Raw genomic sequence first — 14,894 nt, forward strand, 5'->3', positions numbered from 1 at the left:
CATGTCCCATCGCCAACGCCTGCTCGGCATCGCCGCGCTGCTGCTCGCCACCTCCGGGTGGGGCGGCATGTTCCTGGTCAGCAAGGGCGTACTGCACCACGTCGAGCCGGCGTGGTTCACGCTCATCCGCTACAGCATGTCCGCACTGCTGTTCGTGCTGCTGATTGTTCCGCGCGGGGCGGCGCCGTGGCGCAAGCTGCGCCAGCATGCCGGGCCGCTGGCGGTGCGCGGGTTCGCGGGCTTCGGCATCTTCAGCGTGATGCTGCTGGCGGGCCTGGCGCACTCGGTGCCCTCGCACGGCGCGGTGATCATGGCGACCACGCCCATGACCACGCAGCTGCTGCGCTGGGCGCTCGACGGCGTGCGGCCGAGCCGCTCCACGCTGCTGACCACGGCGCTGTCGCTGCTGGGCGTGGCCATCGTGTCGGGGCTGCTGTTCGGCGCCGGGGCTTCGGGCGAATCGACGCTCTTCGGCGACGCGGTGGCCTTCATCGGAACGCTGGGCTGGGTCTGGTACACGCGCGGCGCCGCGCGCTTTCCGGAACTCGACGTGATCGAGTACACGGCGCTCACGGTGCTTGCCTCGTGGCCGCTGCTGCTGGCCACGGCTCTGGTCGGCACGCTGCTGGGCTGGACGCATGCGCCCAGCATGGAAGGCCTGCGGCTGTCGTGGCAGGCATTGCTGTACGTCGGCCTGGTGTCTTCGGCCATCGCGGTGCTGGCTTTCAACTACGGCGTGCGCACGCTGGGCGCAGTGACGGGCACGGCCTTCATCAACTTCGTGCCGGTGTCTGCGCTGCTGATGAGCGCGGCGCTGGGCAGGCTGCCCACGATGAACGAGGCGGTGGGCATGGCGATGGTGGTTGGCGCGCTGCTGATCCATACCGCCCTGAGCCGCAAGGCTTCCGCGCCGGCCCCGGCACCGATCGCGAAGACCCCGCAGAATTCGCGCAACTACAGCACCTGTGGAGCCGCATCGTCATGAGCAACGACAGCATCAGCAAGCCCCGTCTCTTCGAGCCCCTGCGGCTCGGCCCCCTGCAGATCGACAACCGCATCGTCATCGCGCCGATGTGCCAGTACTCCGCCGTCGATGGCACGCCGGGCGACTGGCACCTGATCCACCTGGGCCATCTCGCGCTCTCGGGAGCGGGGCTGCTGATCCTTGAAGCGACGGCGGTGGAAGCCGAGGGGCGCATCTCGCCCGGCGACCTCGGGCTGTATTCCGATGCCAATGAAGAAGGCCTGGCGCGCGTGCTGCATGCGATGCGTGCGCACTCGCCCATCAAGGTCGCGATGCAACTGGGCCACGCCGGGCGCAAGGCATCGAGCCGTGCACCGTGGGAAGGCGGCAAGCAGATCCGGCCGGACGAGCCCGGCGGCTGGAAGGCGTATGCGCCCTCGGCCGTACCCCATGCGCCCACCGAAGACCCGCCCATCGCGCTCGATGCCGCAGGGCTCGCCCGCATCCGCAACGCCTTCGTCGAAGCCGCACGGCGCGCGGCGCGGCTGGGCCTCGATGGCCTGGAGATCCACGCGGCGCATGGTTACCTGCTGCACCAGTTCCTCTCGCCGCTGGCCAATCACCGGGAGGACGAATACGGTGGCAGCCTCGAGAACCGCATGCGCTTTCCGCTCGAGGTGTTCGATGCGGTGCGCGAAGTCTTCCCCACCGACAAGCCCGTGTGGGTGCGCGTCTCGGCCATCGACTGGGTGCCGGGCGGTTGGGACCTCGACGGCACCGTCGCCTTTGCAAAGGCGCTCGAAGCGCGTGGCTGTGCGGCCATCCACGTATCGAGCGGCGGCGTGTCGCCGAAGCAGGCCATCGCGCTCGGCGCGGGCTACCAGGTGCCGTTTGCCGAGCGCGTGAAGTCGGAGGTCGACATGCCGGTCATTGCCGTGGGCCTCATCACCGAGCCGCGGCAGGCGGAGGAAATCATTGCCAAGGAACAGGCCGATGCGGTGTCGCTCGCACGCGCGATCCTGTACGACCCGCGCTGGCCGTGGCATGCCGCTGCCGAACTGGGCGCGCAGGTCAAAGCACCGCACCAGTACTGGCGCTCGCAGCCGCGCGAGTTCAAGGACCTGTTCGAAAACGCGATGTTCGGGGCGCGCTAGCAGGCTGCAGGCCGCGCAGCCTCCGCGCGGTGGCGTGCTACTTGCATGGTGTCCCGCGCCATGCCCGCCACGCTCCTGACCCCGCCGGTGCCGCTGAATCTGCGGCAGATCGAAGTCTTCCACGCCATCATGATTGCCGGCACCCTGAGCGGGGCGGCACGCATGCTGTGCGTTTCCCAGCCGGCCGTCAGCCGCGTGCTGGCCACGACGGAGAGCCGGCTGCGCATGCTGATGTTCGAGCGCGTGCGCGGGCGCCTGCAGCCAACGCCCGAGGCGCGCCGCCTGTTCTCGGAAGTGGAAAGCATCCTGGAGGGCGTGCGCCGCTTCAATGCACTGGCGGCCGACCTGGTCGGCGGTTCGCAGGGCGAGCTGTCGTTGGTTTCGAGCCCCAGCTTCAGCGAGTGGCTGATACCGGTGGCGATCAAGCGCTTCCGGGCCCGCTATCCCGACGTGCGCATCAAGTACAGGCCATTGCCGTTCGACCAGTTGCTGCCGCACGTGCTACTGGGCCACGCGGACCTGGCGATCTCCTCGATGCCGCCGCCGGCCAGTGCCAACGCGGCATCGCGGGCGATCGGCCACAGCTTCATCGAGTGCGCGGTGCCCGAGCGCCATCCGCTGGCGCAGGCCGAGGCAATCAGCGCAAGCGACCTGGTGGGCCAGACCTTCATCGGCTATGGGCGCGACACGCCCTTCGGCCGGCTCACTGCCGATTTCCTCGCCGCGTCGGGCCTGCCCTTGCGCGCCGACGTCGAGATCCGCTCCACGCCCGAGGCGATGGCGCTGGTGCGTGAAGGCGTCGGCGTGGCGCTGATCGAAGCCTTCGGTGCGCGGCGCTCGGTGATGACGGATGGCGTGGTGCTCAAGCCGCTCTCGCCCGCGCTCGCGCACCGCATCTACCTGATCCACACCAACGTCAGCCCGCTGTCGGCCATGGCCAAGGAATTCCTGGCCGTCTTCAAGCGGCTGCTGAAGCAGGAGGGGCGCGACAGCGCGCTCGCCCTCACGCTGCCCGAGCACCCGGGCGAGGATGCGCCCGTGCGTGCGCCTCGCCCCTGAGCCGGGCCATTCGTTGCGCGCCATTGACAGCGCGGGCCGGACGTCCATCACCTTTTGTCCCCAGGGCATAACGCGCGGTTATCGACGGGCAGGTCGGGGCGCCTTGAGCGCCACGGGTTTTGTGTTTGAAATCAATCACTTGCGGCAGATTCGATGCATGCCCTCGCGGCCTGCCGGGGCGGTTCAGGCGCAGTTGGCCGCAGGGGCGGCGGGCCAGATCATTTGGCTCAGACCAACTTTTCTGCCGCCATGAACCGCTTGATCACCGTCGCCGCCGCCCAGCTCGGGCCCATCCAGAAAGCCGAAGGCCGCGATGCCGTCGTGGCCCGCATGGTGCGCCTGCTGGAGCGCGCGCATCAGCGCGGCGCCAATGTCGTGGTGTTTCCCGAACTGGCGCTGACCACTTTCTTTCCGCGCTGGTACGTCGAGAACCTCGACGAGGCCGATGCGTGGTACGAGGAGGCGCTGCCCTCGCCCACCACGCAGCCGATCTTCGATGCCATTCGCCGCTATGGGCTCACCTGCTACCTGGGCTATGCCGAGATCGCCCACGAGGCCGACGAGACCGGCGTGGTGCGCAAGCGGCGCTTCAACACGTCGGTGGTGATCGCGCCTTCTGGCGAGATCGTGCTCAAGTACCGCAAGGTGCACCTGCCGGGGCACAAGGAGTTTTCCACCATCCGCAAGGTGCAGCACCTGGAGAAGCGCTACTTCGAGGTGGGCAACCTGGGCTTCCCGGTCGTCCGGGCGCCGGTGGGCCAGGTGGACGGCGTGAACCTGGGCATGCTGATCTGCAACGACCGCCGCTGGCCCGAAGCGTGGCGCGAGCTCGGGCTGCAGCAGGTCGAGCTGGTCATGCTGGGCTACAACACGCCGGCGGTGAACCAGGAGAACCGCGGCTTCGAGGCGCACCACCTGCGCAACTTCCACTCGCAGCTTTCCATCCAGGCCGGGTGCTACCAGAACGCCACTTTCGGCGTGGGCGTGGCCAAGGCCGGCAATGAAGACGGCTTCGAGCTGATGGGCCACTCCATCATCGTGAACCCCCAGGGCGAGATCATGGCCATGGCCACCAGCTGGGACGACGAGCTGGTGGTGGCCGACTGCAACCTGGACATGTGCCAGCTGGGCCGCAACACCATCTTCAACTTCGCCCAGCACCGCCGCCTGGAGGCCTACACCCGCCTCACCAGCCAGACCGGCAGCACCGAGCCCCCGGTGTGGCAACCGGCGTGAAGGAGGCCCGCGCGATGACGAGCACCTCCTCCACTTCTTCTGCCGCGGCGCTGCCGGACCACATCGAGCACGCGATGCTCGGCACGATGCGCGTGCCCCGTTTCGAAGACGTGCTGCGCGCCGCACAGGCCATTGCGCCATACGTGCAACGCACGCCGCTGCTGCGCTCGCCCGCGCTGGACGCGCTGATGGGCGGCACCGTGTGGATCAAGCCCGAGAGCCTGCAGGTCACCGGTTCCTTCAAGGCCCGCGGCGCCTTCAATGCCCTGCTGGCACTCACGCCGCAGCAGCGGGAGCGCGGCGTGGTGGCCTATTCGACGGGCAACCACGGCCAGGCGATTGCCTGGGCGGCGCGGCAACTGGGCGTGTCGGCCACCATCGTGATGCCGGTCGATGCCCCGAAGACCAAGGTGGCGCGCGCGCTCGCGCAGGGTGCGAAGGTCGTCCACTACGACCGCGAGAGGGAAAGCCGCGAGGACATCGGCATGCGCCTGCTGGCCGAGACCGGCGGCACGCTGGTACCGCCGGGCGACCACCCCGAGGTGCTGGCCGCGCAGGGCACCGTGGCACTGGAAGCGCTGCAAGACCTGCCGGCCGGTGCGCGGGAAACCCTGGGCCTGTTCGCAGCGCCCTGCGGCGGCGGCGGCCTCATGGCCGGCTGCTGCCTGGCCCTCGATGCGCTGAGCCCCGGCGCGCGGCGCGTGGCCGTCGAGCCCGCGGGCTTCGACGACACCGTGCGCTCGCTGCGCAGCGGCCGGCGCGAGACCAACGCACCCGGCGCGCGCACGCTGTGCGATGCCCTGCAGGCCGTCACGCCCGCAGAGCTGCCGTTCGCCATCAACCAGCCGCTGCTGCACGAGGCTGTCGCCGTGACGGATGCGGAGGTGGCCCGCGCGATGCGATTCGCGCTGGAGGAACTGCACCTCGTCGTCGAGCCCGGCGGCAGCGTGGCGCTCGCGGCAATGCTGGCCGGCCATGTCTCGCTGCGCGGGCAGAGCGCCGTGCTCGTTCTCTCGGGCGGCAACGTCGACCTGCCGGTCCTGCAGTCCGTGATGGCGTAGCGCCCATTTCATCCATTCCCATAGCAACGAGGCAGACGCCGCCATGCCCCGGCGCAGCGTCGCCCAGGAGACCGCAAGCCCCTCCATCGATCTTCTTCAGAAAGCCTTGACCATGTCGTTCTTCAACGTCCGTTCCTTTGCCTCCCGCCGCTGGCTCTTGAATGTGCTGGCCGCGCCGCTGGCCGCGCTCGCCCTGTGCGGCTACGCGCAGGCCGCGTACCCCGACAAGCCGATCACCCTGATCGTGCCCTTCAACGCCGGCACCACGCCCGACATCGTCTCGCGGCTGCTCGCCGATGCGGTGGGCCGCGACCTCGGCCAGTCGGTGGTGGTGATGAACCGCGTCGGCGCCTCCGGCATCATCGGCACGCAGGCCACCATCGCCGCCCCCGCGGACGGCTACACCATCGCCTATGCCAACGTGGCGACGCTGGCGATCAACCAGTCGCTCTACAAGAAGCTGCCCTACGACGCCGACACGCAGCTCGCCCCGGTGGCACTGACCGGCTTCGTGCAGAACGTGCTGGCCGTGCGCAGCGACCTCGGCGTGAAGGACGTGGCCGGCCTCATCGACATGGCCAAGAAGCAGCCCGGCAAGCTCACCGTGGCCTCCGGCGGCAACGGCACCACCGGCCACCTGAGTGCCGAGATGTTCAAGTCGATGGCCGGCGTGTCCATCGTGCACATCCCGTACAAGGGCGGGCTGGAAGCCGACATGGCGCTGATGCGCGGCGAGGTGGACCTGGTGTTCGAGAACATCACCTCCATCGCTCCGCACCTCAAGGGCGGCAAGATCACGCCGCTGGCCGTGACCGGCGCCGCGCGCGACAGCCGCCTGCCCGAGCTGCCCACCATCGCCGAGACCGGCCTGAAGAAATACCAGGCCGTGGCGTGGACCGGCTATGTTGCACCGGCCGGCGTCGATCCGAAGATCCTCGACGCCCTCAACGCCGCTTTCAACAAGGCGTTGAATTCGCCAGCGGTGAAGCAGCAGCTGGCCGCCCAGGCCTATGAGGTCCACACCGGTCCGCGCCAGGACCTGTTCGACCTCGCCAGGAAAGAGCGCCCCGTGTGGGCCGACGTGGTCAAGCACTCTGGCGCCAAGCTCGACTGAAGCGCGCGCACGCACATGGCCGACTTCGACCTCGTGGTGCGCCACGGCACACTGATCGACGGCACCGGCAGCGCACGGCACCAGGCCGATGTCGGCATCCGCGGTGCGCGCGTGGCTGCCGTCGGCGAGCTGTCGGCGCTGCGTGGCACGGTCGAGATCGACGCCAGCGGCCGCATCGTGGCGCCGGGCTTCATCGACTCGCACACGCACGACGACCGCTACCTCCTGCTCGAGCCGGACATGCCGGCCAAGCTGAGCCAGGGCGTGACGACGGTCGTCACCGGCAACTGCGGCATCAGCCTCGCGCCCTGGGGCGCGCCGGCCGGCGCCAACGTGCCGCCACCGCTGAACCTGCTGGGCCACGACCCCGCCTTATTCGGCGACGCCACCTTCGCGGCCTACCTCGCGCGCCTGGAAGCTGCGCCCGCCGCGGTGAACGCGGCCTGCCTGGTGGGCCACACCACCTTGCGCGCGGCGACGATGGAGCGCCTCGACCGGGCCGCCACACCGGAAGAGATCGTGCGCATGCGGGCGCTGCTCGCCGAGGCCATGGCCAGCGGCGCCATCGGGCTGTCCACCGGCGCGGCCTATCCCACGGCCATGCCAGCCACGACCGAAGAGATGGCGCAAGTCGCCGAAGTGATCGGCCCCTATGGAGGCGTGTACGCGAGCCACATCCGCGACGAGGGCGACCATGTCTTCGCCGCGCTGGACGAAGCTTTCGCGATCGGCCGCGCGGCGCAGGCACCGGTGGTGGTGTCGCACCACAAGCTCATCGGCCCGCGCAACCATGGCCGTTCGGTGCAGACGCTGGCCCACGTGCGCGAGGCCATGGCGCACCAGCCGGTCGCGCTCGACTGCTATCCCTACTGCGCGGGCTCCACCATCCTGCGCAAGGACCGCATTGCGGTGTCGAGCCGGATCATCGTCACCCAGTCACGGCCGCACCCCGAGTTCGCGGGCATGGACCTCGACGCGATCGCGCAGCGCCTCGGTGTGTCGATGGAGGACGCGGTCGACCTGCTGCAGCCGGCCGGCGCCATCTACTTCCTGATGGACGAGGCCGACGTGCGGCGCGTGCTCGCCTTTCCTCAAACAATGATCGGCTCCGATGGCATGCCGCACGACGCGTCACCGCACCCTCGCCTGTGGGGCACTTTTCCGCGCGTGCTGGGCCACTACTGCCGCGACGTCGGTTTGTTCTCCCTCGAACAGGCGGTGCACAAGATGACGGGGCTGACGGCCCGGCATTTCCGCCTGCCCGGCCGCGGCGTGCTGTGCGAAGGCGCCTTTGCCGACATCACCGTGTTCGATGCCGACCGGATTGCCGACCGCGCAACCTGGGAGGCCCCTACGCTGCGCGCGGAGGGCATCGACGCCGTCATCGTCAACGGGCGGCCTGCGTGGCGCGATGGCGAATCGCTGGGCGTGCGCAGCGGGCGCGTGGTGCGCCTGACCGACTGACCGACCGGCCGCGCATGGCAACTCAGTTGTCCGACGCTGCACGCACCCAGCGTTGCGTCTTGCCGAACAGCGGCAGCCCGACGTACGCACGCAGCAGCAGCTCGCCCGCCGGATTGCCGGTGGTGCTGACCGACATGTTGCAGCTGTAGGTCTTGCCGTTCTCGCGGTTGTAGATCTGCCCGGCCCATTCGGTGGGCGGCCGGGACGGATCGGTCGCATCGACTGGCATGAAGTCTTTCAGCAACGTCATGCCGAGGGCCGGTCGGCCGTCGGCGGGTTGCATGTCGCCGCCTCCGGGCGCCATCGATCGATTGCCGAGGACCTTGGTGACGGTGCCGCACAGCGCGGTGCCGCACGGTGCGAGCTCCACTTCGAGGTTGCCGTTCGCGGTGATCCAGCGGCCGCGAGGATCGGTTGCCGCGGAAGACGACTGCGCCTGCGCGGCGAAGGCTGCGGTCAGCATCAGGACGGCTGCCAGCGCGCGGCCTGATGGACGATGGAACGAGTGCATGGTCATGGCGGGCTTCGTGTCGAGTGGATGAAGCACCCATTGCATCGCAGCACCTGCCTTCGCAGTGTGTCGGGGCAGGCACTGAATGGTCGCGCTCCGTATCTGGCCGCGTGCCAGACAAGGTGCGATACAAATCTGTTCGGCTCAGCCTGCCGCCGGTACCTGTGCGCGGGCCTGCAGCGCGCGATAGAAGAAGGTGGTGCTGCACGGTTCGCCCTCCGGCAGCAATGCGAATCCGGGGATCACGCCCACGCGCTGCCAGCCCATGCGGGCATAGAGCCGCTCGGCTTCGGCGCTCGACGTGTCGAGCACCAGCAGGGTCTTGCCGTGCGCATGCGCCTGGTCTTCGGCCGCCTGCATCAGCAGCGCGCCGATGCCCCGGCGCCGCGCCCTGCGGTACACCAGCATCTTCGAGACCTCTGCGCGGTGAGGCTGGTTCTCGGGCTGGTCGAGCACGAGTTGCACTGTTCCGAGGAGGCCCTCGGCGTCTTCGGCCACGAGCAATGCACGTTCGCCGCGCGCCACGCCGTCGGCCACCTTCCGCCAGAACGCGAGGGCGCGCTCGCGGGCCAGCGGGAGCATGAAGCTGACAGACGCGCCGCCCTCGACGCAATCGATCAGCAGGTCGGCAAGCGCCTGGACCTGGGCATCGCTCACCGTAGAAAGGACATGGATACGGGGTGCTTCGAAATTCGTCATGTTGTTCATCTCCAGGAAGAAGGCACTGTCGCGATCACGACGGCGTAGCGGGTGGTAGTGCGCGAGGGGTTGTAGTAGCTCATGGGGCGGTCGAGCACCATCGCCAGGCAATCGCCGGTGGCGAGCCGATGCTGGTCGTCGCCCAGTGTGAGTTCGATGACGCCGTCGAGCACCCACACCTGCTGGTGGATGACCGGCTCGCGCGCCGCGGTTTCATAAGCCACGCGGGCCTTGGGCGGAAACAGCACCTCGACGATCTGGATGGGCGATGCAAAGCTGCCCGGCGAGACGTTCCTCCGCACATAGCCGGAGTGCGGGTCGCGCCACTGCAGCTGGCTGGCCAGGCGCGACACCGGATCGGCGGCGGGCGCGGGCACCTCGAACAGCGAGGCCAGCGACACGCCAAGGCCGGTCGCGAGTTTTTCGAGCAGCACGGCGGTGGGGCTGCTTTCGCCTCGCTCGATCAGCGAGATCATGGAACGGCTGACGCCGCAGTGCGTGGCCAGCGCATCAAGCGAGAGGCCGCGTTGCGCACGCAGGTCGCGCACGCGCTGCGCGATGCGGTCGTTCAGGCCGGACGGTGTTTCTTCTATTTCCTTCATATTGGATTAAATATCCACCATAAAGGAAATTGCGTCAAGCCTCCCGGCGAACCGCCCTCAGCGCGGAGGGCCGATCAACGCGGCACGCGCCGCTTCTGACGGAAAGACGCACGCCACGTCATGCGCGCAGCCCGGCACCACCACGACCTCGCGGCGCTTGGCCGGCGCGAGCAGCGTGCGGTCGTACTGCGCGTAGGCAAGGCCGCGCTGCAGGCGGAACGGGCCTTGAGCGGCGGCCGCGCAGGACTTGTCGAGCACGCGGTAGGCCGTGCCCCGCGCATCGTTGCTGTCCAGTTCGCCTTCGAGGTAGCTGATGTCGGCCTCCGCATACTGCCGGCGCGCCTGCGCGGCGCTGCGACCGAGGTGCGCGGGCAGGTCGTCGGTGCCGTATTTCCAGCGGTTCATCTCAGGGCACGCCGCGGCATCGGGCACCGCGAAGCCCGAGACTGACGCACCGTCGGACGACAGCTGCGGGCGCACCGGATCGAAATAGAGCCACGTGCTCGGGTCGGCGACCACGTAGCGCATGGCTACCTTGCCCGCCGTGCCGCCGTTCTGCGCGAAGGCGGCATAGCGCTGCGCGAACTGCCCGCCGGCCGAGAAGCCGGCGATGGTGACGGTGCGCAGGCTCGGCCAGCGCTGCACCAACTCGGCCACGAGCGCGTCCATGACCGCGAACGAGCCGATGCGGCTGCCCGACGCCGAGCGGCCGCCTTCGAGCCATGAGCCGCAGGTCCACAGCAGGTCGCCGGGCTGCGGCGCGGGCAGGCCCGGCGAGTTGCACCGGCTGGCAGCCTTGTCGGCAGGCACCTGGAAGAGCGGCGCGACCACCAGCGTGTCGTCCAGCGCACCGGCGTTGCGGACGGTGCGCAGCGTTGCCTCGAATGTCTTGTTGGCGTCGCGCGAATGGCCATGCATGGCGATGAGCGCCTTCGTCGGCCCGGTGGTTGCCGTCGGAGCATCCGGAGCGAGCGACGAGTAGTAGTGCAGCGCGCCTCCGGCACCGGCCGGCGTGAAGCTGCGCAAGCAGTCCGTGGCCGCCGAAGACGTGCAGGCGGAGGGGTCGGCTGCCGCCGCGTGCGCCGGCCAGGATGCCGGCAGGCATACGGCCATCAGAAAAGGAAGGGACCATCTGTAGCTGTGCATGTTCGCGAGACTCCAGGGACGGAACGCGGATTCTCTGCTCGCCACAAGCTGTGAACCTGACTGACCTAGCGATTTGCTCTACCAAAGCGCCGCTCTTCGAACACAAATTCGCCACAAGGACGCGGATCATCCAACATATCACCAGCACGAGCCCCTCATGAGCACCACCAGCGCCGCCCCTCTACCCTCTTCCTTCGCGGCGTTTGCCGATGGCTTGTCCGAGCCCTCTTCGGCGCTGCGCGAGCAGATCACCGCAGCCTGGCGCCGCGCCGAACCGCAGGCGCTGCCGCCGCTTCTTGCACAAGCGCGCCTGCCGAGCAATCAGGCCGAGGAAGCCCAGGAACTCGCCTACCGCATCGCCCAGCAGTTGCGCGAGCGCAAGAACGCGGGCGGCCGTGCCGGCCTCGTGCAGGGCCTGCTGCAGGAATACGCGCTGTCGTCGCAGGAAGGCGTGGCGCTGATGTGCCTGGCCGAGGCGCTGCTGCGCATCCCCGACGCCGAGACGCGCAACGCGCTGATCCGCGACAAGATCGCGCACGGCCAATGGCAGTCGCATGCGGGCCGCAGTCCGTCGGTGTTCGTCAACGCCGCGACCTGGGGCCTGCTGCTGACGGGCAAGCTCGTGGCCACGCACAGTGAGACGAGTCTCTCGGCCGTGCTCACGCGCCTGATCGGCAAGGGCGGCGAGCCGCTGATCCGCAAGGGCGTGGACATGGCCATGCGGATGATGGGCGAGCAGTTCGTCACCGGCGAAACCATCGCGCAGGCGCTGGGCAACGCGCGCGAACTGGAGGCCGGGGGCTTTCGCTATTCGTACGACATGCTCGGCGAGGCGGCGCTCACCATGGAAGACGCCAAGCGCTACCGCGTCGCGTACGAAGAGGCGATCCACGCGATCGGCAAGGCATCGAACCATCGCGGCGTGTACGAGGGGCCGGGCATCTCGATCAAGCTGTCTGCATTGCACCCGCGCTACAGCCGCGCGCAGCATTCACGCGTGATGGCCGAGCTGTACCCTGTGCTGCGCGAGCTTGCGCTGCTGGCGCAGCAGTACGACATCGGCCTGAACATCGACGCAGAGGAAGCCGACCGCCTCGAACTCTCGCTCGACCTGCTGGAGCGCCTTTGCTTCGAGCCGGCGCTCGCGGGCTGGAACGGCATCGGCTTCGTGATCCAGGCTTATCAAAAGCGCTGCCCGTTCGTGATCGACTTCGTGATCGATCTCGCCCGCCGCAGCCGGCACCGGCTGATGGTGCGGCTGGTGAAAGGCGCGTACTGGGACAGCGAAATCAAGCGCGCGCAGATCGACGGGCTCGACGGCTACCCCGTCTACACGCGCAAGGCCTACACCGACGTGTCGTACCTCGCCTGCGCACGCAAGCTGCTCGATGCGCCGGAGGCCGTGTACCCGCAGTTCGCCACGCACAACGCGCACACGCTGGCCGCCATCTACACGGCGGCCGACCCGTCGCGCTACAAGCCGGGGCAGTACGAGTTCCAGTGCCTGCACGGCATGGGCGAGCCGCTGTACGAGCAGGTGGTCGGCCCGCTCGGGCGGCCGTGCCGCATCTATGCGCCGGTGGGCACGCACGAGACGCTGCTGGCCTATCTTGTGCGCCGCCTGCTGGAGAACGGCGCGAACACTTCGTTCGTGAACCGCATCGCGGACCCGACGATCTCGCTCGATGCGCTGGTGGAAGACCCGGTCGCCACGATGGAACGCATGGCGCAGCAGGAAGGCACGATGGGCCTGCCGCATCCGGCCATTGCGCTGCCCGCGGCGCTGTATGGAACGCAGCGTGCCAACTCGCAGGGGCTCGACCTGGCGAACGACGACAGCCTGCGCGCGCTGGGCCATGTGCTCGCCGGCAGCGCCGGTGTAAGCTGGCATGCAGCGCCGATGCTCGCCGAAGCAGCGCCAGCTGGCGAAGCGGTCAGCGTGCTGAACCCCGCCGACCACCGCGACATCGTCGGGCGGGTGCAGGAAGCCACGCTGGCCGATGTCGAATCGGCCATCGCCCATGCCCATGACATCGCCCCGGCATGGGCCGCCACGCCGCCTGCCGAACGCGCCGCCCTGCTCGACCGCGCCGCCGGCAAGCTCGAAGAAGGCATGCCCCGCCTGCTCGGCCTGCTGACGCGCGAAGCCGGAAAGACCTATGCCAACGCCATCGCCGAAGTGCGCGAGGCGGTCGACTTCCTGCGCTACTACGCGGCGCAGGCACGCAGCGATTTCTCGAACGACACGCACCGCGCACTCGGCCCGATGGTGTGCATCAGCCCGTGGAACTTTCCGCTGGCGATCTTCACCGGCCAGGTGGCAGCCGCGCTGGCGGCGGGCAACCCCGTGCTGGCCAAGCCCGCCGAACAGACGCCGCTGGTGGCGGCCGAAGCTGTGCGCGCGCTGTGGGAAGCCGGCGTGCCGCATGCCGCTGTGCAACTGCTGCCGGGTCGCGGCGAAACCGTCGGCGCCGCGCTGGTGGCCGACGCGCGCGTGCAGGGCGTGATGTTCACCGGCTCGACCGAGGTTGCGCGCATCCTGCAGAAGACGCTCTCGCAGCGGCTCGGCGCGCATGGTGCGCCGGTGCCGCTCATCGCGGAAACCGGCGGACAGAACGCGATGATCGTCGACTCGTCCGCGCTCGTGGAACAGGTCGTCACCGACGTGATGGCCTCTGCCTTCGACAGCGCCGGCCAGCGCTGCTCAGCGCTGCGCGTGCTGTGCGTGCAGGAGGAAGCGGCCGACCGGCTGCTGGAGATGCTCAAGGGCGCGATGGCCGAAGCCTGCATCGGCAACCCCGCGCGGCTGGCCGTGGACGTGGGCCCGGTGATCGACGCCGAAGCACGCGACGGCATCGAGCGCCACATCGCGACCATGCGCTCGAAGGGCCGCAAGGTCTTTCGCCAGGGCCGCGAGTACGCACACGACACGCGCAACGGCACCTACGTGATGCCGACGCTGATCGAGCTCGACAGCATCGCGGAGCTGCAGCGCGAAGTGTTCGGACCGGTGCTGCACGTCGTGCGCTACCGCCGCCGCGACCTCGGCGCGCTGATCGGGCAGATCAACGGCACGGGCTATGGACTGACGCTGGGCGTGCACACGCGCATCGACGAAACCATCGCGCAGATCGTGGAGCACGCCAAGGCGGGCAATGTCTATGTGAACCGCAACATCGTCGGCGCGGTGGTGGGCGTGCAGCCGTTCGGCGGCGAGGGGCTGTCGGGCACGGGGCCGAAGGCCGGTGGTCCGCTGTACATGCTGCGCATGCTGTCGGCGCGGCCGGACGATGCAATGGAGCGCGCGGTGGCGGGTGGTGCTGTTGCATCACGGGCCGCGCTGTCGGCACTCGCGCGCTGGGCGGAGGCAACCGACCGCCCCGCGCTGACGGCGCAATGCGCGCGCTTTGCCGAACAGTCGCGCTCGGGCAGTTCGCGTACGCTGGCCGGCCCGACCGGCGAGCGCAACGTCTACACGCTGGAGCCGCGCGAGGCGGTGCTGTGCCTGGCCGACTCGGAGACGGACCGGCTGATGCAATTGGCCGCAGTGCTGTCGGTGGGCAGCACCGCGATCTGGCCCGCCGATGCCGCCGCGCAAAGCCTTCGCGCATCGCTGCCGGCCGAGGTGCAGCAGTGCGTGGCCATCGCGAACGACTGGGCCTCCGACACGGTGATGTTCGACGCCGCACTGCACCACGGCAGCATGCAGAGCCTGTCGGGCGTGATGCAGCGCATCGCAGCGCGGCCGGGGCCGATCGTCGGCGTGCGCGGCTTCGCGCCCGGCGATGCAGACATTCCGCTCGAAAGCCTGGTGGTGGAGCGTGCGCTCAGCATCAACACGGCGGCCGCCGGCGGCAACGCGAGCCTGATGACGATCGGCTGAT

12 protein-coding genes are annotated in these 14,894 nt (G+C 69.1%); 8 read left to right on the forward strand and 4 right to left on the reverse strand.

Annotation, left to right across the window (positions count from 1 at the left end; genetic code table 11):
• The first annotated feature begins 1 nt into the window (after position 1).
• The 7 genes from BLW48_RS03645 (at position 2) to BLW48_RS03675 (ending at position 8,052) form a co-directional block, all read left to right on the forward strand.
• The gene (locus BLW48_RS03645) at positions 2 to 985 is read left to right on the forward strand and encodes a DMT family transporter (protein WP_093172676.1); all 984 of its coding nucleotides are present in this window, start codon (positions 2 to 4) and stop codon (positions 983 to 985) included.
• The gene (locus tag BLW48_RS03650) at positions 982 to 2,118 is read left to right on the forward strand and encodes an NADH:flavin oxidoreductase/NADH oxidase (protein WP_093172678.1); all 1,137 of its coding nucleotides are present in this window, start codon (positions 982 to 984) and stop codon (positions 2,116 to 2,118) included. Before BLW48_RS03645 ends, BLW48_RS03650 begins: the two co-directional genes overlap by 4 nt.
• Positions 2,119 to 2,178: 60 nt before the next feature.
• Positions 2,179 to 3,177, forward strand: coding sequence for a LysR substrate-binding domain-containing protein (locus BLW48_RS03655; RefSeq protein WP_093172680.1), 999 nt, complete (start codon positions 2,179 to 2,181; stop codon positions 3,175 to 3,177).
• 249 nt (positions 3,178 to 3,426) lie between these two features.
• The gene (locus tag BLW48_RS03660) at positions 3,427 to 4,413 is read left to right on the forward strand and encodes an N-carbamoyl-D-amino-acid hydrolase (protein WP_093048155.1); all 987 of its coding nucleotides are present in this window, start codon (positions 3,427 to 3,429) and stop codon (positions 4,411 to 4,413) included.
• 14 nt (positions 4,414 to 4,427) lie between these two features.
• Positions 4,428 to 5,474, forward strand: coding sequence for a threonine ammonia-lyase (locus BLW48_RS03665; protein WP_371127532.1), 1,047 nt, complete (start codon positions 4,428 to 4,430; stop codon positions 5,472 to 5,474).
• Positions 5,475 to 5,586: 112 nt separating this feature from the next.
• On the forward strand, positions 5,587 to 6,588 hold the full coding sequence (locus tag BLW48_RS03670; protein WP_093076026.1) for a Bug family tripartite tricarboxylate transporter substrate binding protein: 1,002 nt from the start codon (positions 5,587 to 5,589) through the stop codon (positions 6,586 to 6,588).
• A 15-nt stretch (positions 6,589 to 6,603) separates the two neighbouring features.
• Positions 6,604 to 8,052, forward strand: a complete 1,449-nt coding sequence (locus BLW48_RS03675) for an N-acyl-D-amino-acid deacylase family protein (protein ID WP_093172682.1) — start codon at positions 6,604 to 6,606, stop codon at positions 8,050 to 8,052.
• 22 nt (positions 8,053 to 8,074) lie between these two features.
• Here the strand turns inward: BLW48_RS03675 and BLW48_RS03680 are convergent, their stop codons facing one another.
• From BLW48_RS03680 to BLW48_RS03695, 4 genes are all read right to left on the reverse strand, one after another.
• Complete coding sequence (locus tag BLW48_RS03680; RefSeq protein ID WP_256330689.1) at positions 8,075 to 8,608, reverse strand: DUF2147 domain-containing protein; 534 nt, start codon at positions 8,606 to 8,608, stop codon at positions 8,075 to 8,077.
• A 99-nt stretch (positions 8,609 to 8,707) separates the two neighbouring features.
• A complete protein-coding gene (locus BLW48_RS03685; RefSeq protein WP_371127533.1) occupies positions 8,708 to 9,262 on the reverse strand; it encodes a GNAT family N-acetyltransferase in 555 nt (184 codons plus the stop codon).
• 5 nt (positions 9,263 to 9,267) lie between these two features.
• Positions 9,268 to 9,864 (reverse strand): helix-turn-helix domain-containing protein, encoded by a 597-nt coding sequence (locus tag BLW48_RS03690; RefSeq protein WP_093076031.1) that lies wholly within the window; start codon positions 9,862 to 9,864, stop codon positions 9,268 to 9,270.
• Positions 9,865 to 9,921: 57 nt separating this feature from the next.
• The gene (locus BLW48_RS03695) at positions 9,922 to 11,010 is read right to left on the reverse strand and encodes a hypothetical protein (protein WP_093048138.1); all 1,089 of its coding nucleotides are present in this window, start codon (positions 11,008 to 11,010) and stop codon (positions 9,922 to 9,924) included.
• A 157-nt stretch (positions 11,011 to 11,167) separates the two neighbouring features.
• Here BLW48_RS03695 and putA point away from each other — a divergent pair, with 157 nt between their 5' ends.
• On the forward strand, positions 11,168 to 14,893 hold the full coding sequence (putA, locus tag BLW48_RS03700) for a trifunctional transcriptional regulator/proline dehydrogenase/L-glutamate gamma-semialdehyde dehydrogenase (RefSeq protein ID WP_093172686.1): 3,726 nt from the start codon (positions 11,168 to 11,170) through the stop codon (positions 14,891 to 14,893).
• Position 14,894 lies beyond the last annotated feature (1 nt).

This window comes from Variovorax sp. YR266, from assembly GCF_900107295.1.
Lineage (GTDB): Bacteria > Pseudomonadota > Gammaproteobacteria > Burkholderiales > Burkholderiaceae_C > Variovorax.